Genomic DNA, 18,457 nt, shown 5'->3' with positions numbered 1-18,457 from the left:
GCCGCGAGGCGGTTCAGGCCGCTTCGCGGGCCTTCCGGTTCTCGTAGGCCTTCAGCCCGGTGAGGACGCGGGCGAGGATCGGCGTCTCGACGCCGGCCTTGCGCCCGCGCTCGATCAGGTCGCCGACGATGTGGTCGGCCTCGATCCGGGCGCCGCCCTCGATGTCGCGCAGCATCGAGGCGGTCATCGGCGAGTTTTCCGCGGTCAGGAACTTACGGGCGCCCGCCAGCACCTTTTCCCGCGAACCGTACCCGTTGGCCGCGGCTACCGCCTGGCACTCGTCGAGCAGGCCCTCGATGAAGGCCGCGCCGCCCGGCGCCGCGACGATGTCGCCGATGCTTGAGCGCATCAGCGTCGTGGCACCCGCCAGCGTCGCCAGAAAAACCCACTTCTCCCACATCTCCAGCACGGCCTTGTCGCTGGCCCGCGCCTGGAAGCGCACGCCCTCCATCTGCGCCTCGATTCCCGCGACGCGCTCCGAGCGCGTGCCGTCGCGCTCGCCGTAGGTGAAGCTGTGCAGCTCGCTCATCTGGCGTATCTCGCCGTCCTTCGTCAGCGTCGCCACGATGGCGCAGGTGCCGCCGAGCACCCGCTCGGCCCCGAAGGCGGCGTCGAGCACGTCGAGATGGCGCATCCCGTTGAGGATCGGCAGCACGGCCGTCTCCGGGCCGACGCCCGGGCGAAAGTCGGCCACCGCCGCGTCGAGGTCGTAGGCCTTGGCCGAGAGGATCACGAGATCGAACGGTCCCGCCCCGGCCAGCCGGTCGGCCGTGACCGTGTTCGGCGCGGCGATGTGCACGTCGCCCACCGGGCTCTTCACCCGCAGGCCCTCGGCGGCGAGTTTTTCGGCCCGCGCCGGACGCACCAGGAAGGTCACGTCGCGCCCGATCTCGGCGAGCCGCGCCCCGAAATAGCCGCCGGTCGCCCCGGCCCCCACCACGAGAATCCGCATCGTTCCTCCTCACCGTTCGGCCCGCCTCGCGCAGCTTCGCCCCGCGCGGGTCGATGCGGCATCTGCGCGCCACGACGCGTCCCGCGCAAGGCCGGGATACGCCACGTCGCTGACAGAACGCGGACGACCGCACCGAAGCAGCGAACCCGACGATGCCGCAGCCTGTCGCGGCCCATTCCGAACCAAGCCGCCGAATTCCGCCGCCTCGCGGCCCGCGACGGCAACACGCCCGTTGCCGTCGCCGCCCAAGCCGATTATAGAGCCGCAGGCCCAGCGCCAGCGCCCTTCGTCTAGCGGTCCAGGACGTCGCCCTTTCACGGCGAAAACACGGGTTCGATTCCCGTAGGGCGCGCCATCACTTTTTCACCCATGCCAACCTCCCGTAAGATGCTGAACGGCAACGAGGTTTTCGCGTTCGAAAACCCCTCGCCACGGCGATAGGGCACCCGCTCCGCGAATGCCAGCCGGAGCACCATCCGGCGCAGCGGCAACTGCCCGGAAACCCAGATATTCCAAGGGTTTGACAGGAACCGCATCGCGAGTTCGAACACATCCTCGAAGGCGTGGTGCGGCCGGCTCGACGAAGCGAGCCGCTCGGCCAGCAGAAGCTTGCGGCCCTCGAACTCGACGATCTTCTTCTCGTAGGCCGAGACGACCGCCGGATTGTCGGTCTCGACGATCCGCGCCAGAAGCCGGTCCGTCTGCGCCTCGACCTCCTTCATTTCCCGCTTCAGGCCCGCGGCCGTCCCTTCGGCCTGCGCCTTGCGCTGGTCCCAGGCCGAGCGGAACATCGCCTTCGCCAGCGCCGACAGGCTCGGGGACGGCTGGAGCGAGCGCAGCAGCGCCTCGAACTCGTCCTCGATCCGTGCCCGCGGGATCGACTTGCGCACGCTGACGCAGCCGCGGGTGTGGCAGAGATAATACGGATGTAGCTTGCCCGTGCTGCTCTTCGACCAGCACGCCGTCAGCGCACCGCCGCAATCGGCGCAGGCGACGAAGCCGCGCAGCGCGAAGTCGGCGTTCAGGTCCTTGCGGTACGGTGCCTTGGCGGCTTCGGTCAGACGCCGCTGGATGCGCTCGAAGGTCTCCAGCGAGATCAGTGCCTCGTGGTGGCCCTTGCGGCGCGACACGTTCCAGCGCGGCGCCTCGACGTAGCCGGCATAGATCGGCCGCGTCAGGATGTCGGTGACGCGCTGGGGATGGACCTCGCCGCTCGCCTTGTCCTTCGGGAACTCGGGATGGCTCTCCAGGAAGCGCTTCACCTCGACCTGCGTCGCGAAGCGGCCGGAGGCGAAGCCCTCCAGCGCCTCGGTCAGGATCGAGGCGAGCGGCTCGCTGCGGGTCAGCACGCTGCCTTGACCGGAGACGCGGCGGTAGACGTACCCGACCGGACACTGGAACACGTAGTAGCCGTTGAGGACGCGGGCGCGCATCCGGCTCTTGGTCTGCTCGGCGTTCTTCTGGCGCTGGTGCTGCGCGGCGCTGGCGAGGATGTTCTCGCGGAACACCGAGTCGGCATCGTCCCGGAACTCGATGCGCGGACTCTCCAGAATGCCGCCGGCCGCCTTCAACTGCTCGCGCAGGTACCAGTGGCCCGGCACGTCGCGCGCGAACCGGCTGATGTCGTCGATGATGACGATGCGTCCCTCCGCCTTGTGCTTGCGCAGATAGGCCAGCAGCGAGAGCATTACAGGGCGGTTCTGCTCGCCGCCGGTCAGCACCTCGCGGAATACCTCGACGATGTCGTAGCCATGGAAGCGCGCATATTCGCGGCAGGTCGCCTCCTGCGAGGCGAGCCCGCTGCCGCGTCGCTCCTGCGCCTTGTCGGATATCCTGAGATACAGCACCGCCTGGGTCGGTTTCGATTTGCTTTTGTTCTGCATGTCTCCCTCAATCGCCGGCCGACGCGATCGGCGCCGCCGCTCTCTCAAAATGGTCGGTTGTCGAATTCGTCGAATAGTCTACCAGAGCGGAGCCGGAGCGTGCGAACTCTTCGCTCATCTCGTCCGACTTGTCCGCAAGGGCCGCAGCCGGCTCGACTACGAAGCCGAGATCGACGAAGCCGACGATGATGGCCCAGAGGTCTTCGAGCAGGGCGCGCCGCTCGTCCTCGGCGAGGCCGCTGCCTTCGAGGTAGCTGTCGTACAGGGCGACATCGAGCGTCAGCGTCGGGCGGTGCCCGGCTGCGATGTTCGGGATGATGTCCTCGTCAGAGTGGGTCATTGCGCATCTCCCCCCGATCATGGTCCGGACGGACCGGTACGGGTGCGAGACGCCGTCTGCGCCTCGCCGCGGGCGCGCACCGCCTCGCGCTCGCGCGTCTCGGCCTCGATCTGCGGGCGGTAGAAGCGGGCTTCGAGGTCCTTGCCCCAGTCGGTCAGCTCCATCGACTCGGCCGCCTTGAACTCCTCCCTCATCAGCGTCTTGGCGGTCACCTGCGTGATCCCGAGCGTCGCCGCCAGATCGTCGGCCTGGAAGGCGTAGGCGCGGGCGAACGCCACCTTCGTGCCGTTCTCGATCGCGTTGCGGATGCCGCAGGCGTTGGTGTAGGCCTGTCGCCGATCGGCCTCGGTGATGGTCTGCTCGCGGGCGAGCAGGCTCTCGCGCAACTGGTTCATCGTCTCGCCGAAGCGTTCCTTGAACAGGTCGCGGACGATGGTCTCGGCCTTCATCGCATCGAACCGCTCGGAGCGGGCGAAGGCGTGGGCGTAGTCGGCGAGCTTGTCCTTGAAGGTGCCGGTCTTCCAGATCTCGCGCTGGATCACCGCCGTGATCGCCATGGCGTCCTCGAATTGCTCGCCGGTCAGCAGGCGGCCCGAGAAGCTGTTTCTGGCAGCGCGCCAGTCGTCCTTGGGTTTCGATGGGGCTTCGGTTGTCATGTCGTTGTTTCCTTTCTTTAGTGTAGAACTTATCGTGAACAATAGGACTTGTATCCTATATTTGTCAAAGCAAATCCTCTCGCCCGACTTGACCTGATCTTCTGTCCCGGCCGGGAATCAGCCGCGCGTCGGACCGGATTTCCTGACCGGCCCGGCGAGCGAGGCGGGGCCGGCCTCACGCGCGAACGCATCGCGTGCCTGGCCCTGCAAGTCGTTCTGCCAACCGGCCTGTCGGACGATCTCCGTCAGAGCCCGCGCTTCCGCCTCCATGATGCGGCCGAGCCGCCGCTCGTGCCCGGCCTGGACCTCGCGCCGGGCCTGCCGAAGGAGGCCCGCCTCATCGAAGCGGTCATGGCCGGCCCAGCGCGGCCGCAGCGCGCGTTCCGGGACCGCGGCCTCGTCGAGCAGGCGGCGGCGCGCCGCCTCGACGCGGCTGTCGTAGCGTTCGGCGAAGAGTTGGCCCTCGCGCTCGCGCAGGGTCCGCGAGCGCGCCATAAGCGCGTCGACCTGCGACCAGTGGCGCCCGTTTCGCAGCGTCCCGGCCTGCTGCCGCAGCGTCGCCAGCGCGAAGGTCCGCCGCAGTTCGTCCTTCAGGGTCGAACCCATGATCCGCCTCGCTGCTCGATGACGATATGCGATCGTTCGGCCTGCATCGGCGGCAGAACCGCACGGTGCTGGTCGCCTTGCCGTGGCTGGCTCTGCATCAGCGGCCTCCCGGTCCGGCGAAGCGCACCCAGCCGCAGGTGCCGTCACGGGGGATTTCCGTGATCGGGCCGTAGGGGCCGACATATGTGCAGCGCGTGTAGCGGCGGCTCCGGAACTCGCCGTAGGGACCGGTCCCGGTCCATTCGTAGGACCAGATCGGGTGCGGCAGGCCGACGAGCTGTACCGCGAGCCAAAGAAGTGCGGGCACGGCGAGCCAGAGGAAGAAGCTCGCCCGGATCGGGCGCGGGCGCGTCATGGCGTCTCCTCCGTCCCGGCGTCGAGCCACACCTTCGGGTCGGGCGTCAGCCGCCCGCCTTCGAGCGGGTTGTCACCGAGGAGGTTGCAGGAGGGCGCGATCTGGTTCTGGCGGATTTTGCGGCAGTGAACGAAGCCGAGGCCCGCGACGTGCAGAATCTGCTCGTCGTCGGGCAGGCTCATCAGCTCGTAGGGCGTGAACAGGCGCTGGCGGCCGGTGTTCAGAGTTGTCGACAGGGCGGGCTGCTCCGTCGACAGTCCAAGCGAGGATGTGACCGAGACCGCCTCTCCGATGGCGCGGCTCAACCTCTCCGCCTCCTCGAAGTTCGAGACCTTGAACCACTGCTTGACCGTGCAGTTCTCCTCCAGCGTCGCGATCTCGCGCTCGCCGTAGCGGCGCACCGCGTCCTGGCGCGACTGCGCGATGTAGAGGCACTTGAGCCCGTAGGCGCGGAACAGCGTGATCTTGGTCACCGCCTCCCGCAGCGGTGCATTACAGAACTCATCCAGCACGAAGCAGGCGCGTCCGCTGCCCGCGGTCAGCTGCGCCTCCATCGCCGAGAGGGTGTGGAGCGCGAAGTAGGACCCGAGTCGGTCGGCGAGGCGGGCGGGGGCTATGAGGCAGACGACCCAGCCGTCCCGCAGCAGCTCGGCATGGGTGAGCTCGGCGCGGCGTCCGTCCTCGTCCAGCGGCGAGTAGGCGAACAGCCGCAGGGCCGAGACGGCGGCGTTGAGGTGCTGGGTGTAGTGCTCGGCGTTGTCGGTCTTGAGGGCGAGGAGGCGCTGCGCGTCGCAGCGTTGGGCGGAATCGGGATCGGCGGCCTCGCAAGCGAGCGCGCTGCCCCAGGTGTGCGGGTCGGCGAGCATCGCGTAGAGCCCGCCGGGGGTGAGCAGGCGGGGATTGTGGGCGAGCACGATCCGGCTCGCCGTGTGCAGGAAGTCGCGCGGGCTCTCGCGCCAATAGCGGTTGCGTTCGTCGCCAGACGGCTCCTCGATCAGCGTGTTGGTGACCTTGTCGAGGATCACCGGGACATCGACGTGGCCCTCGCTGTCCGCGACCTGCACGGCCGAGAGCGGGTTGAGTTCGATCCGGTGCGGGTTGTCGGCGCCGAGCACGGCGTAGGGATCGACGATGCCGAACTTCCGGCCGTAGGCCTTGCACAGGGCCGCGATCTGGGCGGCGATCTCACCGTCCTTGACGTCGTTGACGAAGAGCGCTTGGTCGCGGTCGGCGAGCAGGGACTGGATCGCCGGCATCGCGCCGCAGGTGGTTTTGCCGCCGCCCATAGCGGCGATGATCAGGCCCGACGCGTTGGCGCTGGGCTCGTAGATCGGCTTGCCGTCGAAGGTCAGGCCGAGGATGCGGCGCCCGCGGCGGCGGTGCTCACGCGTCGTCATCGATCATCCCCATCCGCACGAGGGCGGCGCGCGAGGCCATCTGCGAGGATTTGGGCGGTGGGCCGAGCGCCTGGAACTCGGCGACGGCGCGCTCGCGGGCATGCAGCCGGACGATCGCCCTGACCGCCTTGACCAGAGACGACACAGCCGCGACGTCGAGGACGATGCTGAGGACGCCGAAGCCCCACCATTCCGGCGTCTGCGGCCAGACGAGCCAAGCCGAGGCGCCGCAAGCGAAGGCGAGGAGGAAGTGGCCGTTGATCGCGGCAACGGTTCCGCGGGAGCCGGTGAAGGCAGGGTTCATGGGCTGAGCTTTCGCGAGGCGGCGAGCGCGCGGACGATCTCGCCGCGGATGGCCTGGAGGAAGGCGCAATCAATGCGAGCCGTAGCGCTCGTCGTCGGTCGGCCGCCGGGCCGAGAGGCCGCGGAAGTAGGCGTTCGGATCGGCGACATCCCGGCCGTTGAGCCGGCCCGGACGGCCGAGGATCAGCCGGGTCGCATCGTCGTCGTCATGCGGCGGCCGGAGCGGGCGCGGCGCCTTCTGCTCGATCTCCCAGGCCAGCGTCAGGGCGACGTAGACCCACAGCACCAGCGGGAAGACCAACTCGACGACGGCGGTGATCGCCGCGACCGGGAGAAAGTGGCCGAGGTGGGCGAAGGTGTCGGCGACGCCCGCCGCCTTTGGGAAGGCGGGGGCCGCCGCCGTCACGGCGGACGCGGTGCCGACGCCGCGCAGGCTCCGGGCGTGGGCCTGCAGGATCGTCGAGAGGGCGCGCGAAGCCTCGGGCTGGCCGGCGATGGTGCCCGCGGCCTGCAGCTCCGCCGCGTAGCCGAGCGCGAGGCCGAGCGGGGCGGCCTCCTTGCGCGCCGCCAAAGCCTGACGGATTCGGGCATCGATGTCCTGCAGCCGGACGCGTTTCTCGGCGGCCGGATCGCTGCCGCCGGCAATGGCACCGAATCGGGCGAGGAGATCACCGATCTCCGTGCCCTTCGCCGCGCCCGTACCGACGCCGGTCTCGAACTGGGCTGCGACGCCCTTGGCGCGCTCGGCCATCGCTTCGAGAGTCCGGGCGACGAGACCGCGCCCGCCCGCCGGGCGCCCCGACACGCAGGAGCCGGCCCGCTCGCACAGCGCCTTGCGCTCCAGGTCGTCGGCGATCGAGGCGAGGACCGGCGCGACCGCCGCGCCCATTGCGGTGTCGCCCGCACGGGCGCCGACATACTCGCCGAGCGCTGTGCCGTGCGCCTCCAGACGCAGCCGGTCGACGTCCTTCAGCACGAGACCGGCATAGGTGGCGCCAAACAGCCCGGCGCCGACGATCAGGATCGACAGGACCGAAGCCACGGCCGCGCTGCGGTAACCGACGACGGCGAGCGGGGCGCCGCGATCGATGGCGCAGCGGTTGACGCCGTAGCTGACGGCCATGCCGCCCAGCACGCAGAAGAACACCTTGACGGTGCCGAGCAGGCTGCCGTCGCTCAAGAGGGCGAACAGGCTCCCCGTGAGCATGCCGCCGGAGGCGATCATGCAGACGAGGAGAAGGTTCTGCTGCATGGAGCCGCGCGGGCCGGGCTCGCGGCGCAGGGGTTTTGTGGGATGATCGGGATCGGGGCTCACGGTTCGGCGCTCTCGCTGAACGAGGAGCGGGCTGCCGGTCCGTCAGGGAGACGAGGCAGGCCCGGCCTGCGCATGATCGCGCATGGCCGCATGGTGATGCCCGGTTGCAATCTGCCCGAGAACTGAACGAAGTTCGGATGCCATCCGAATCCGCAGGAGCCCGTCCGTGGCGCCGATCGAGATCCCGGACATCTACAGGAAGTTCCGGCTGCTGATCGAATACAGTCACGCCTCCGGCTGGGACGCCATAGCGGATCACTTCGGCGCGGCGGTCGGGACCGTGAAGGGCTGGGGCCAGGGCAACGACGCGCAACTGCGCGACCGGCTGCCGCCGCGCCATCTCGACAAATTCGTCGACCTGATCGCGAGGGCGCTTCCCGAGACGTTCGACGCCGACCGCATCCGGGAGATCGTCTTCGGTCCCGCCCTGCTCCTGGAGCAGGTCCTGCGCGCCCGATCCCCCGCGGAGCTGGAGCAGCTTCTGAACGACGAGGCGGATCGGGGCCGCATCCGGCTGGTGCGCAAGCCGGACCGGCCCGGCCTGATCGAGCGCGAGAGCAGCGCGCCGGAGCGCCCGGTGCACCTCGTGCCGCTCGGCGCCGCGTTCCGCCTCGAATGCGACGCGCCGTTTCCGGTCCGGCACGTGGTCGCCCTGCAGCAGGCGCAGCGGCTGTGGGGCTTCGTCCCGGCAGAGATCAATCCGGGCCAGCGCCGAATCCTGCTGCCGGGGTTCGGAGACGACGGCGCGCCGGACTACATGTCCGAGCGGGAGCAGGCCGGCCTGCACCGGTTCATCGTCCTGCAGACGCGGGACGCCGTCCCGGTCGCGATCGAGGCGTCCGACCGGCCGGAGTTCGCGCTGGACTACGCCGCGCTGGCCGGAATCCTCGGCTTCTACCGTGGCCAGCCCGCCGCCGCCCGGCACCTCTACCTGATCGAGCTGATGATCGGCGCGGCGGATGACGACGATTGAGGAGCCTACCGCGTCGTTCTACGCCCCCGGGGACGCGGGCAGGTTCCGCACCTATGCCGAGCGGGAGTTCGGGGTTGGGTCGTATCTCGACCTCGATGCCGAAGCGGGGGAGCGCGACGAGATCCTGATCGCCGGCTTGCTGAGCGCCCGCGATTACATGATGCAGAGCGCCGGATGCCGGAACGCGGCGGGGGCGGCGTTCCGGGTCCATCCGGGCCTCGTCGAGACGATCCGGCCGAACGCCTTCGCCGCGCATCACCGCGGCCTGCATCTCTGCGGCCTGAGTTCGGGCCTGTACGGCGCGATGTTCGAACTGTGCCTGTTCGTGATGGCGCAGCCGGGCGTGTTCCCCGAGATCGGCGAGCCGCGCCGCGAGACGGCGACCCCGCTTCCGCCCGGCATCGTGCCGGGCTTCTGGATGATCGACGCGCTCCGGGCGGGCGGGGCGGTGCTCGACCGCTCGGTCGCGGCGACGCTCGTTCCGAAATGCCCGGCGCGCTACCGCTTCGCCGTGATGCTGACGCTGCACATGATGCGCTTCGTCTGGTTCCACGAACTCTACCACTGCCTGAACGGCCATATCGGTGTGCTCCGCCGCGTCGCCCCGGCGATCCGGCTCAACGAGATGCCGGAGGCGGGCGGGGCCGCCGCGATGATCGCGCGCGAGCGGGCGGTGCTGGCGATGGCGCCCGCGGCCTTCCTCCAGGCGATCGAACTCGACGCCGACCGCTCAGCGCTTTGGGGCGTGATCCAGACGCAGGCCCAGGATCGGGAGAACATCTTCGCACTGCAGGCCCCGGCGCCCGAACAGCGGATCGAGGCCAGCCTGTTCACGGCCTATCTCATAACCGTCATCTTCGATGAGGCCGGCCGGCGCCTGGAAGGCGGCAGCGCCGGCACGCATCCCGACCCGTACACGCGGCTGCACAATCTGATCCGCACCACGGCGGCGCATCTCCTCGATGCACACCCGGCAACGAACGGGGCGTTCCGGGGCGTCATCGGCACGTTCAGGGCGCTCAAGGGAGTGATCCCAGCCCTGTCCGATGCCGATACGGTGCTGGACGATTGCTGCCATCCCGCCTTCCAGGGGTTGCTCGACGAGAAGGAGGAACTGCTCGACACGGCACGCGGCCACTTCGCGCCGTTCGGCTTCAGGTAATGCACTCAACCGCGTCTCTGCATCGAGATGTTGCAAGCTCCAGCAATAGAGAGGTGCTTATATTTTCTGCACACGAACCGAGCAGCTTTGGGTGCCGAACGTAAGTGTGCGCCTGACTGTCCAACAGACGGTCGATTTCTGCATATGCTACGCCACGACGAGCCGAATTATGGCGTTGAGACTGCCGCCCGAGCACTAGTAGCGAATACTGCAAAGCTCAAAATGAAAAAATTTCTACCGCGCGGTCAACTGCGGTTGCAAATTTGCTATGATCGATATTTATTAGAGACGCACCATCGCGTTAGCCCATCTGCGCTTACGAATTGTTTTCGCACCGATGTGAGGGCCAAGCCATGCTCACGAACGCACTAAAAACAAGTGTCATTTTGTATTTTGTAGTAGGCTCAACAGGGCAAGCCCAAACGATTCTCACTCCTGAAAGCCAAGCAGCCTTTCAGCGCATACTAAGTCCTCAATCGGATCGGCAGCCTGTTGCCCGAGCACAGGCTCTTACGGTGAGGGCTGCGAGAGATGCTTACTCTCGCTTACTGGTTTGGAATGAAGTTGCCATGGAAGTAACTGCAGCTGATCACGCGCGAGGTCCAGCCGAAGGTTATGACCAGTTAGGTCCTCATCGATCAAGTCGTGCTATCGCCATAGTTCATTTGGCGATGTACGATGCCATTAATGCAGTAACAAAAAAATATACCTCTTATTCTGATATTCCAGATGCAAATGATGCTCAAAAACCAGCTTGCCTTGACACAGCAATCTCAGCGTCTGCTAGAACGAGTATGCTTGCGCTGTTTCCCCGCGAACAGAATCGAATCAACGATGCATATAATAGGGATTTGAGCTGGGCTAATGCCGCTTGTGAGTCAGCGCAGACGATGAGTGACGTGGGTATTGCTGTGGGGGAAGATGCAACACGCCGCATCCTGTCTCTACGCGCGAATGACGGTTCGGCTTTCAACGAACGCGACGCAGGAACAGAGCAGCAAGCAATAGAGAATCCATCAAAATACGTATACCTCCCGGCGGGTGCTGGACAGTGGCAACCTGATCCTATCAGCATGATGCCAACAGCTTTGGGGTATGACTGGGGTAAAGTCAAACCATTCGTTTTGAAGGATATCATCTCATTTCGACCTCCTACTCGCCCGGCACTCACCGATGTGCGATATACTTTAGATTACAATGATGTTAAAAACATTGGCGCGTCATTTTCTCCCGCACGAAAGCCTAATGAGTCTTTCATTGGCGTGTTTTGGGCATACGACGGCACACCAGAGCTCTGCGCACCACCGCGTCTCTACAATCAGTATGCGCTGCAGGTTGTTGAGCAAAACCAACAACCTATGTCGCCATTAAAAGACGTCAGTGATCTTGCTCGATTTTTAGCTGCAATCAACACGGCCATGGCGGATACTGCAATTGTTGCCTGGGAGGCAAAATGGCGTGAGGCGTTCTGGAGGCCGGTAACAGCAATCCGATACCAGATGGATGATGGCAATCCGGAAACTCAGCCTGACGTTAGTTTTGTTCCCTTGGGTGCGCCAGCCACAAATGGCCGTGGTCCTAACTTTACTCCCCCATTCCCCGCATATCCATCCGGTCATGCAGCTTTCGGCGGAGCGTTGTACCAGACAATGAGAAAGTATTACGTCGAAAATACATCCGTCACATTCACATCTGATGAATTCAATGGGCTTAACAAAGATGCCGCGGGTCAGACTCGTTCATATCGCTCCCGAGATTATCTAAATTTCTCCCAACCAGAATGGGAAAATGCGCGAAGCCGGATATATTTGGGCATTCACTGGCAGGTAGATGCAGACGAGGGCATCGCGCTTGGTCGTAAGGTAGCTGACTATGTCTCCGCAAATGCGTTTCTCCCCCGACCTCGTCAGGCTTCTCTTCGGCGGTAAAGTTCCAATTGTAGGGACAAGTTTGTTCAGTATTTTACCTGTATATTGGCTAAAAATAATCCAATAACGCTACTACATGGCCGCGAAGAATTGCAGCATGACTACACTAATGCGGCGCGTCAGGACTATCATATCAAGCATTTTTAGCTGCGTTGTTGAGCTGCTACTAGCAGATCTTTGTCTGTCAGGAGGATGACATGTCTGAACAGGTCAAGCTAAAGTACGGGGGCCAGACACTCACACTCGCCCGCAGCGAGCGTTTGGTCGCTGTAAAGCCGCGTCCGGGGATGGAGGTATTTATGGAGAGGGCAATCGATGCCTTACCGAGAGCCCAAACATCCAAGGATGCCGAACGTCTCATACTTGGCGGCTTCCAAGTGGTAGAAGCTGGTGCAACAGCTGCCGAATCGAGCAAGGGCTTGGAACAACTGCGCCGCGATCCTGCAGTCGCGATTGGCTCGCATGTCTACCACACCTCAAACGACGGTGTGCCGTTCGTGCCGACCGGGGAAGTCTATGTGGAGTTCAAGCCGGAGACATCATCAGATCAAAAAGAGGAAATTTTCGATCGCTACAAGCTGCAGATCGTAGAAGCGCGTGGTAACAATGCCCTTATCGCAAAAACGACCCCGGACTCTCCCAATCCAGTTAAGGTCGCGGCGGAACTCCAAGAGCAAAGCGTTGTAGAGTTCGCCGAGCCTGATCTCGCGACGCCCGGACGCCTTAAGGCCTTCGCCCTTCCTGCCGATGATTTACTCCAAGATCAATGGCATCTTGAAAACAAAGGCGTTCACCGTGGGCAAACTGTATTCATCAAGGCCGGCGCAGATGCTCGGGTGATAGCGGCGTGGCGAGAAGTTGAGACACTTGGCTCTCCTGATGTCATCCTAGCCGTTATCGACGACGGCTTCGACCTCGCGCACCCCGACCTTTCAGAATCAGGCGTGACGGTTGGCGCATGGGATTTCACCCGCCGGACGAACAAACCTACGCCAGACCCGAGGTCAGAAGATTGGCATGGAACCGCTTGCGCTGGCGTGGCGCTCGGACGGGCTAATGGGAGCGGCATTGTAGGTGCTGCCCCCGGGGTCGCTCTGATGCCAATTCGATGGGGACCAGATTTGTCCGATCGCCAAGTCGAGGCTTGGTTCGCATATGTGCGCGACAAGGGAGCTTGGATACTGAGCTGCAGCTGGGGGGCCGCCGCCGCCAATTTTCCCCTCGGACGTCGGCGTGAGCTTGCCATTGCGGACTGCGCCAGAAACGGCCGAAGTGGCAAAGGGTGCGTAATTCTGTTCGCTGCCGGGAACTCTAATCACGACATCAATGAGCCTGAAGCAGGCACCGTTGATGGTTTTGCTATTCATCCGGACGTTATAGCAGTCTCAGCTTCAAATAGTCGCGATCAACGGTCGAACTACTCTAATTTTGGCAAAGAGATTTGGATTTGCGCCCCTTCCAACGGAGCTGGAGGTTGGGGTATTGTAACAGCCGACGTTACGGGATTCGTTCTGATTGATGGCGTGCAGAGCCCCTTGGGTTACGATCCCGGGGACTACACTTACGAATTCGGCGGCACGTCGAGCGCCTGCCCCCTCGTCGCGGGCGTCTGTGCCCTTATCTTAAGTTCTAATCCCAACCTGACTGCGGCCGAGGTGAGGGAGATCTTGCGCGAGACGGCACGCCAGATTGGCGACGGCTACGACGAGCACGGTCACTCAATCCATTTCGGCTACGGCTGCGTGGACGCACAGGCGGCCGTACGAAAAGCTATTGGCAGCGGTGTTGAGGTTGCGGCAGCTTGAACCCCTACCAAACTCTATGTGGATCACAAAGGCCTGCACCGTGTCGAAATCCGATCTCTGCAGGGTGCGATTAACAGATCAGCCCCGCCTCCTTGTCGGGGGCGGGGCTGAAGCGCCGAAGTGACAAGCGCTCGACGGATCACCCAGCGCTGTCGGTGAAGTTCGATCAGCAGGAGGGGACGCGGCGGGAGCCGATGCGGTTGCTGTCCTCATCAAAGATTGGGCTGTTGTGCAAGACGTAGCCAATATATCCACCCTCGTAGCCGCCGCGCAATTGGCGGAAGCCGACTGGGAGGTAGTCCTGGCGCTCGTCTTAGCGACCGTAGGCGCGGTAGCCTTCATCCTGCCGAGCGCGAGCACTGCTGACTGCGGTGGTGCCGATCGCGGTTTCGAGGATGCCGATGGCGACGGCCTCACCGCGGCGGCGGCCAGGGCCTTCGAGGTGGGGCAAGGGTGGACGCTGAGAGGGTGACGGCCGCAACGGCGGCGGTGAGAGTCCTTCTAAGCACGACACTGTCTTCTGTAAGTCTGAGAGGGGCGGTGCCTGCGTGAGCGCCCCGCCGTCTGGTGGCCGGCCGCTGTCTCACTGGCCAATGACCCAGACGTACCAATGACCTGCTTGTCGTTATTCCCCGATCGCCCGACGAATGCAGTCGCTCAACGGATCGTAGCGCCCCGCATGCGCGGCTTTCGAGGCCGCGAGCCAGCGTTCCTTGCCGATGCGCCGGAGATCGAACGGATGCCCGGCGTTCCGGGCGAGCTGATCGAGATAGAGGGCCTGCGTCCGCCCGTTGCCCTCGCGGAACGGGTGGACGTAGTTGACGTCACCGATGATCTCGCCGGCCTGCTCGGCGAACGCATCCGGGGTCAGGTGCTTGAGGTAGTTGCGGGCGACGAGGCGGCGATGGATGTCCGCCATGCCGGTCTCGATGAAGCGGCGGAACTGGAACTGGCTGCCGCCCTTCGCGATCTCCACAATGCGCAGCTCGCCGGCCCAGTCGTACACGTCCTGGAACAGGTGCCGGTGGATCGCGCTTAGGTGCCGGAGATCGAACTCACCCTCGGGCACGCCTTCGGCGATCCGCTGGGCGACGATCCGGCGTTCGAAACGGTCGAGTTGGACCGCGTCCGTCAGGCCGAGCTTGTTTCGGAGGACGGCGTAGTCGGGCGGGTAGCAATAGGCGGTGTCGCTCATTCCGCCGCGGGAACGAGGGAGGCGGAGCGGGCGCGATCGAGGATGTATGCGCGGCGCTTTTCGTGCGGCCAGCCCTCGCGCTCGAACATCTCGAACATGGCAATCTCTCCGGCATCGAGCGGATTGTCTTCGATGTCCTGAAGATGCATCGCGACGAGACGCCGCTGCCGGGCTTGTTCGACTGTCTGCTTGTCTAGATTTTTGTCATCATCCTTCATTGCTCTATTCTAGCGCATTCGCCCCCGGATTGCCAGATTTTACCGCCTCCGCCGACAGGCGGACCGCGCTCTACGCCGCCGGCCTTGCCGGCTCTGCCGAACCCGCGGTTCGCGGTTTCGGCCCCGTGGGGGTCACGATCGCTGGCGGAGGAGAGGCGGAGGCGCCCGGTGCCCGGCCGCCGCGTTCCGGGTGCGTGCGGCGGGCCGCACGCTGAACCCTCTTTTCCAGCTTACACCGACGCCGGGGCTTGTTCCAATAGCCGAAGTCCGGGCGGCCCGCTCCATTCGGCCGGACGCATGCGACCGGCCTCCCGTGTTGCCCGGCCCGCACGGGACGTGCGCCCCAAGGGGTTCGGCTTTGGAGCCCCCGTCTTTCGGTCGATCGTCCAACCCGCTGCCGCGGGGGTCAAGTTTGGACGCTCGGCGCTGGCCAAGGGTTCATGCGCGGCTTTTTCACAAAAAGAGAAAGCTTCGCATGCTCAAACCCTAACCAGAGAAAGACCACATCATGAAACTCGACCACATCGACATTGCAAATCTCAAGACATCGCCCCTCAACGTGCGCAAGCACGGTGGAAAGGACGTGTCCGACCTCGTCGCCTCGATCCGCAGCCTTGGCATTCTGCAACCGCTTCTCGTGCGCAAGAACTGCGAGGGCTACGATGTCATCGCCGGACAGCGGCGGCTCGCCGCGATCCGTCACCTTGCCGAGGAGGGCCATGACACGATTGGCCTCGTACCCTGCGCGGTGATGGAAGACGGTGACGATGCCGCCGCCATCGAGGCCTCGCTGGCCGAGAACATCGCACGCCTCCCCATGGACGAGGTCGACCAGTACCGCGCCTTCGCTGGCCTGATCGATGCGGGCCGCAGCGTAGAGGACATCGCCGCCCAGTTCGGCGTGACCGAGCGGCTCGTGCGCCAACGGCTGGCCATCGCCAACCTTTGCCCCGCGATCCTGACCCTCACCCGCAAAGGGGAGATCAATGCGGACACGATGCGCGCCCTGACGCTGGCGACCAAGGCCCGGCAGAAAGCGTGGCTGAAACTCTGGCGCGATCCCGAGGCGTATGCTCCGCAAGGGCACGGCCTCCGGCGCTGGCTGCTCGGCGGGGAACAGATCGCGACCTCCGCCGCGCTCTTCCCGCTCGACGCGTACGAAGGGGCGGTCGTCACCGACCTCTTCGGGGAGGAGGCCTACTTCGCGGATGCCGATACCTTTTGGACGCATCAGGAGGCGGCGGTTGCCGAGCGGGTCGAGGCCTACTGGAGGAAGGGCTGGGCCGAGGTCGTCGTGCTGGAGCGCGGCGAGCGCTGGTACGGCTACGAGCACCGCAAAGTGGCGAAGAAGCACGGCGGCAAGGTGTTCGTCACGCTGGCCGCGAACGGTGAAGTCGCCTTCCATGAGGGCTTCCTGTCCGAGCAGGAACTGCGCCGCCGCGAACGTGCGGAACAGGCCGAGGCGAGGGAGCCCACCGTCAGACCCGAGTTGACCAAGGCGGCGGTCAACTACCTCGATCTCCACCGCCATGCCGCCGTCAGGGCGTCCGTGCTGAAACAGCCCGGCATCGCCCTCCGCCTCACGGTCGCACACATCCTCGCCGGATCGGCCTTGTGGCGCGTGACGCCGGAGCCGCAACGGGCCGACAAGCCGGAGACGGCGCAGAGCGTGGCCGAAAGCGTGGGCGAGGCCTTCATGGCTGCCGAGCGTGAAACGGTCCTCGCCATGCTGGCGCTCGATGCCGACACGCCGAGCCTCGCCGGGCATGCAACCGGGGAAGTCGGTAGCCTGTTCGAGCGGCTGCTCGCGCTGGAAGATGCCGATGTCCTGAGGGTGCTGGCCTTCCTCATGGCCGAGACGCTGGATGCGGGAACGCCGCTGATCGGCACGCTCGGCTCGTTGATGGGCGTCACTATGGCTGCGTGGTGGGAGGCGGACGAGGCCTTCCTGTCGCTGGTCCGCGACCGGACGACCTTGCTGTCGATGCTGGCAGAGATAGGCGGCGAAGCCGTGGCATCCGCTCACAAGGGCAGTACGACGAAGGTGCTGCGGAGCATCATTCGCCAGTATGCGACCGGAGAGGGACGCTCGAAGGTGGAAGGCTGGGTTCCGCGCTGGCTGGCGTTCCCGGCAGGGTCCTACACCGAGGATGCGGCCAACCTATCCAAGGCGGCTTGAGCGAAGGGCGGCGGCGCGGAGCCGCCGCCTACATCGGTGCGAAGCCGGTGGGACGTTGATCGTTCAGGGTCGCGCCGACGCGGACGCGGCTCGCGGGCTCCGGCGCGGGGCCGTCCGCGTTCCGCGTTGGCCCCTCGTTGCCGAGCTTGCGCCGCACAGCCTCCGGCATGGCGGCTTGCATCTCGGCATCCAGTTCGTCGAGACGATCGGCGGTCACGTTGCCACGGTCGAGTTCTTCCCGTGCCGCATCTGACTTGGCCTGAAAATTGTGAAGCTGGCTTCGCTCCTGTTCGAGACGGGTCTTTGTGTCCAGCGAGGCTTTGTACCGCTCCCACGGCGGCCGCTCATCGGCAATGGCGTTCGGATCGATGACATCGGCGTTCAACTCGATCCCGCCCTCGTCGAACACCCGCGTTCCGTCCTGCGTCTTGAACACTCTGCGCCCGTCAGGGAGGACGTGCGCCTTGCCGAGCATTTCGTCGAGCCGCGTTTGCACCTCATCGAGAGCGATACGGTTCTCCATCAGCGCCTCGACGGTCTTCTCGTTGTAACGGTCGAGCTTCGTCGTGAACGTCGCTACCTGCTTGTCGGTCGCAAGTACGGCCTGAACGGCAGCGAACGTTTCGCGGTCGCGCTTCTCCGTCCGAACGCGCTCGTCCTCGCGCATCGTCCGCTGACGAGCATCGAAGCGCAGCAGCTTCTCGCGGTGTTTGATATCCTCTTCCCTCATCGCCGCCGCGATCGCGAATTGCTCTTTCCATGACCGTGATACGCCTGCCTCCATCATTCCCCGCATGTCTTCTTGGCAAGGACGCTGACCACGGTACCCGGCGGGTAATCGGGGTAACGTTGGAAGGCCGCGTAGACGGTATCGATCGTTGACTGGTCCTTGTAGAACCAATCATAGAGGCACTTCATGCCTTCGGGCTTCTTCCCGTCGCGCATGTAGCGGGCCATCGCCAGCCCCTCGACGACCCCAGCCACGAATGCATACCGTTCCTTGCCGTCCATCTTCGCCATCACGACACCGGCGGTAAAGTCCGTGGCGAAGGCAGGCGTACCCGCGACCAGTAGAGAAAGACAATATCTGGCCATTCGGGCCGAACTGCCGGATATACCTAAGTAAATGGCTTTACTCTTAAACGACCCTTTTTGTTGAAATTTTCATAATGTGTGTTATTGTGCTACTA

General features: G+C 64.8%; 19 protein-coding genes, 1 tRNA gene and 1 pseudogene. 7 read left to right on the top strand and 14 right to left on the bottom strand.

Annotated elements, in window-relative coordinates; genetic code table 11:
• Positions 1 to 13 precede the first annotated feature (13 nt).
• A complete protein-coding gene (panE, locus tag HNR00_RS16755; RefSeq protein WP_183571345.1) occupies positions 14 to 952 on the bottom strand; it encodes a 2-dehydropantoate 2-reductase in 939 nt (312 codons plus the stop codon).
• Between the two features lie 279 nt (positions 953 to 1,231).
• Between panE and HNR00_RS16750 the strand changes: the two genes are divergently transcribed.
• Positions 1,232 to 1,307, top strand: a tRNA-Glu gene (locus HNR00_RS16750).
• Here HNR00_RS16750 and HNR00_RS25975 read toward each other — a convergent pair.
• A complete protein-coding gene (locus tag HNR00_RS25975) occupies positions 1,267 to 2,214 on the bottom strand; it encodes a recombinase zinc beta ribbon domain-containing protein (protein WP_312886075.1) in 948 nt (315 codons plus the stop codon). The genes HNR00_RS16750 and HNR00_RS25975 overlap by 41 nt on opposite strands.
• Here HNR00_RS25975 and HNR00_RS25970 point away from each other — a divergent pair.
• Positions 2,138 to 2,311: a hypothetical protein gene (locus HNR00_RS25970; RefSeq protein ID WP_312886074.1), complete on the top strand. Its 174-nt coding sequence runs from the start codon at positions 2,138 to 2,140 to the stop codon at positions 2,309 to 2,311. The two genes, HNR00_RS25975 and HNR00_RS25970, sit on opposite strands and share 77 nt — an antisense overlap.
• A 62-nt stretch (positions 2,312 to 2,373) precedes the next feature.
• Here the strand turns inward: HNR00_RS25970 and HNR00_RS25965 are convergent.
• From HNR00_RS25965 to HNR00_RS16710, 8 genes and pseudogenes are all read right to left on the bottom strand, one after another.
• Positions 2,374 to 2,835 (bottom strand): annotated as a pseudogene (locus HNR00_RS25965) (recombinase family protein); the annotation flags it as partial.
• Between the two features lie 7 nt (positions 2,836 to 2,842).
• A complete protein-coding gene (locus tag HNR00_RS16740) occupies positions 2,843 to 3,175 on the bottom strand; it encodes a hypothetical protein (RefSeq protein WP_183571343.1) in 333 nt (110 codons plus the stop codon).
• A gap of 17 nt (positions 3,176 to 3,192) precedes the next feature.
• Positions 3,193 to 3,831 (bottom strand): hypothetical protein, encoded by a 639-nt coding sequence (locus HNR00_RS16735; RefSeq protein WP_183571341.1) that lies wholly within the window; start codon positions 3,829 to 3,831, stop codon positions 3,193 to 3,195.
• 117 nt (positions 3,832 to 3,948) lie between these two features.
• Positions 3,949 to 4,437, bottom strand: coding sequence for a hypothetical protein (locus HNR00_RS16730; protein WP_183571339.1), 489 nt, complete (start codon positions 4,435 to 4,437; stop codon positions 3,949 to 3,951).
• Positions 4,438 to 4,534: 97 nt separating this feature from the next.
• Positions 4,535 to 4,792 (bottom strand): hypothetical protein, encoded by a 258-nt coding sequence (locus HNR00_RS16725; RefSeq protein WP_183571337.1) that lies wholly within the window; start codon positions 4,790 to 4,792, stop codon positions 4,535 to 4,537.
• Positions 4,789 to 6,189 carry a type IV secretory system conjugative DNA transfer family protein gene (locus HNR00_RS16720; protein ID WP_183571335.1) on the bottom strand — a complete coding sequence of 467 codons (1,401 nt, stop codon included), beginning with the start codon at positions 6,187 to 6,189 and terminating at the stop codon, positions 4,789 to 4,791. The genes HNR00_RS16725 and HNR00_RS16720 overlap by 4 nt, the downstream gene beginning before the upstream one ends.
• Positions 6,176 to 6,493, bottom strand: coding sequence for a hypothetical protein (locus HNR00_RS16715; protein WP_183571333.1), 318 nt, complete (start codon positions 6,491 to 6,493; stop codon positions 6,176 to 6,178). Before HNR00_RS16715 ends, HNR00_RS16720 begins: the two co-directional genes overlap by 14 nt.
• A gap of 69 nt (positions 6,494 to 6,562) precedes the next feature.
• Positions 6,563 to 7,807, bottom strand: a complete 1,245-nt coding sequence (locus HNR00_RS16710; RefSeq protein WP_183571331.1) for a hypothetical protein — start codon at positions 7,805 to 7,807, stop codon at positions 6,563 to 6,565.
• Positions 7,808 to 7,973: 166 nt separating this feature from the next.
• Here HNR00_RS16710 and HNR00_RS16705 point away from each other — a divergent pair, with 166 nt between their 5' ends.
• From HNR00_RS16705 to HNR00_RS16690, 4 genes are all read left to right on the top strand, one after another.
• Positions 7,974 to 8,780, top strand: coding sequence for a hypothetical protein (locus HNR00_RS16705; protein ID WP_183571328.1), 807 nt, complete (start codon positions 7,974 to 7,976; stop codon positions 8,778 to 8,780).
• The gene (locus tag HNR00_RS16700) at positions 8,767 to 9,942 is read left to right on the top strand and encodes a hypothetical protein (RefSeq protein ID WP_183571326.1); all 1,176 of its coding nucleotides are present in this window, start codon (positions 8,767 to 8,769) and stop codon (positions 9,940 to 9,942) included. The genes HNR00_RS16705 and HNR00_RS16700 overlap by 14 nt, the downstream gene beginning before the upstream one ends.
• A 353-nt stretch (positions 9,943 to 10,295) precedes the next feature.
• The gene (locus HNR00_RS16695; RefSeq protein ID WP_183571324.1) at positions 10,296 to 11,870 is read left to right on the top strand and encodes a vanadium-dependent haloperoxidase; all 1,575 of its coding nucleotides are present in this window, start codon (positions 10,296 to 10,298) and stop codon (positions 11,868 to 11,870) included.
• Positions 11,871 to 12,067: 197 nt separating this feature from the next.
• Positions 12,068 to 13,675 carry a S8 family peptidase gene (locus HNR00_RS16690; protein ID WP_183571322.1) on the top strand — a complete coding sequence of 536 codons (1,608 nt, stop codon included), beginning with the start codon at positions 12,068 to 12,070 and terminating at the stop codon, positions 13,673 to 13,675.
• Positions 13,676 to 14,300: 625 nt separating this feature from the next.
• On the opposite strand, the gene HNR00_RS16685 is transcribed toward HNR00_RS16690, so the two are convergent.
• Both HNR00_RS16685 and HNR00_RS16680 read right to left on the bottom strand, forming a co-directional pair.
• Complete coding sequence (locus HNR00_RS16685) at positions 14,301 to 14,870, bottom strand: Fic/DOC family protein (protein ID WP_183571320.1); 570 nt, start codon at positions 14,868 to 14,870, stop codon at positions 14,301 to 14,303.
• On the bottom strand, positions 14,867 to 15,088 hold the full coding sequence (locus tag HNR00_RS16680) for a hypothetical protein (protein ID WP_183571464.1): 222 nt from the start codon (positions 15,086 to 15,088) through the stop codon (positions 14,867 to 14,869). The genes HNR00_RS16685 and HNR00_RS16680 overlap by 4 nt, the downstream gene beginning before the upstream one ends.
• A 508-nt stretch (positions 15,089 to 15,596) precedes the next feature.
• On the opposite strand from HNR00_RS16680, the gene HNR00_RS16675 reads away from it, so the two are divergent.
• Complete coding sequence (locus HNR00_RS16675) at positions 15,597 to 17,267, top strand: ParB/RepB/Spo0J family partition protein (RefSeq protein ID WP_183571318.1); 1,671 nt, start codon at positions 15,597 to 15,599, stop codon at positions 17,265 to 17,267.
• A 28-nt stretch (positions 17,268 to 17,295) separates the two neighbouring features.
• Here HNR00_RS16675 and HNR00_RS16670 read toward each other — a convergent pair whose 3' ends face one another.
• Together HNR00_RS16670 and HNR00_RS16665 are read right to left on the bottom strand one after the other, a co-directional pair.
• A complete protein-coding gene (locus HNR00_RS16670; RefSeq protein WP_183571316.1) occupies positions 17,296 to 18,054 on the bottom strand; it encodes a hypothetical protein in 759 nt (252 codons plus the stop codon).
• On the bottom strand, positions 18,051 to 18,287 hold the full coding sequence (locus HNR00_RS16665; RefSeq protein WP_183571314.1) for a hypothetical protein: 237 nt from the start codon (positions 18,285 to 18,287) through the stop codon (positions 18,051 to 18,053). Before HNR00_RS16665 ends, HNR00_RS16670 begins: the two co-directional genes overlap by 4 nt.
• Between the last annotated feature and the right edge of the window lie 170 nt (positions 18,288 to 18,457).

This window comes from Methylorubrum rhodinum, from assembly GCF_014199935.1.
In the GTDB taxonomy this organism is placed as follows: domain Bacteria; phylum Pseudomonadota; class Alphaproteobacteria; order Rhizobiales; family Beijerinckiaceae; genus Methylobacterium; species Methylobacterium rhodinum.
The sequence above is the reverse complement of the archived record's forward strand: the minus strand, read 5'-3'. Positions and strand labels throughout refer to the sequence as shown.

Coding starts and splice junctions, on each gene's coding strand:
- HNR00_RS16670 (WP_183571316.1), bottom strand. CDS start 18,054: ATGATGGAGGCAGGCGTATCACGGTCATGGAAAGAGCAATTCGCGATC.
- HNR00_RS16725 (WP_183571337.1), bottom strand. CDS start 4,792: ATGACGCGCCCGCGCCCGATCCGGGCGAGCTTCTTCCTCTGGCTCGCC.
- HNR00_RS16740 (WP_183571343.1), bottom strand. CDS start 3,175: ATGACCCACTCTGACGAGGACATCATCCCGAACATCGCAGCCGGGCAC.
- HNR00_RS16700 (WP_183571326.1), top strand. CDS start 8,767: ATGACGACGATTGAGGAGCCTACCGCGTCGTTCTACGCCCCCGGGGAC.
- HNR00_RS16665 (WP_183571314.1), bottom strand. CDS start 18,287: ATGGCGAAGATGGACGGCAAGGAACGGTATGCATTCGTGGCTGGGGTC.
- HNR00_RS16685 (WP_183571320.1), bottom strand. CDS start 14,870: ATGAGCGACACCGCCTATTGCTACCCGCCCGACTACGCCGTCCTCCGA.
- HNR00_RS16695 (WP_183571324.1), top strand. CDS start 10,296: ATGCTCACGAACGCACTAAAAACAAGTGTCATTTTGTATTTTGTAGTA.
- HNR00_RS16730 (WP_183571339.1), bottom strand. CDS start 4,437: ATGGGTTCGACCCTGAAGGACGAACTGCGGCGGACCTTCGCGCTGGCG.
- HNR00_RS16680 (WP_183571464.1), bottom strand. CDS start 15,088: ATGAAGGATGATGACAAAAATCTAGACAAGCAGACAGTCGAACAAGCC.
- panE (WP_183571345.1), bottom strand. CDS start 952: ATGCGGATTCTCGTGGTGGGGGCCGGGGCGACCGGCGGCTATTTCGGG.
- HNR00_RS16715 (WP_183571333.1), bottom strand. CDS start 6,493: ATGAACCCTGCCTTCACCGGCTCCCGCGGAACCGTTGCCGCGATCAAC.
- HNR00_RS16690 (WP_183571322.1), top strand. CDS start 12,068: ATGTCTGAACAGGTCAAGCTAAAGTACGGGGGCCAGACACTCACACTC.
- HNR00_RS16735 (WP_183571341.1), bottom strand. CDS start 3,831: ATGACAACCGAAGCCCCATCGAAACCCAAGGACGACTGGCGCGCTGCC.
- HNR00_RS16720 (WP_183571335.1), bottom strand. CDS start 6,189: ATGACGACGCGTGAGCACCGCCGCCGCGGGCGCCGCATCCTCGGCCTG.
- HNR00_RS16675 (WP_183571318.1), top strand. CDS start 15,597: ATGAAACTCGACCACATCGACATTGCAAATCTCAAGACATCGCCCCTC.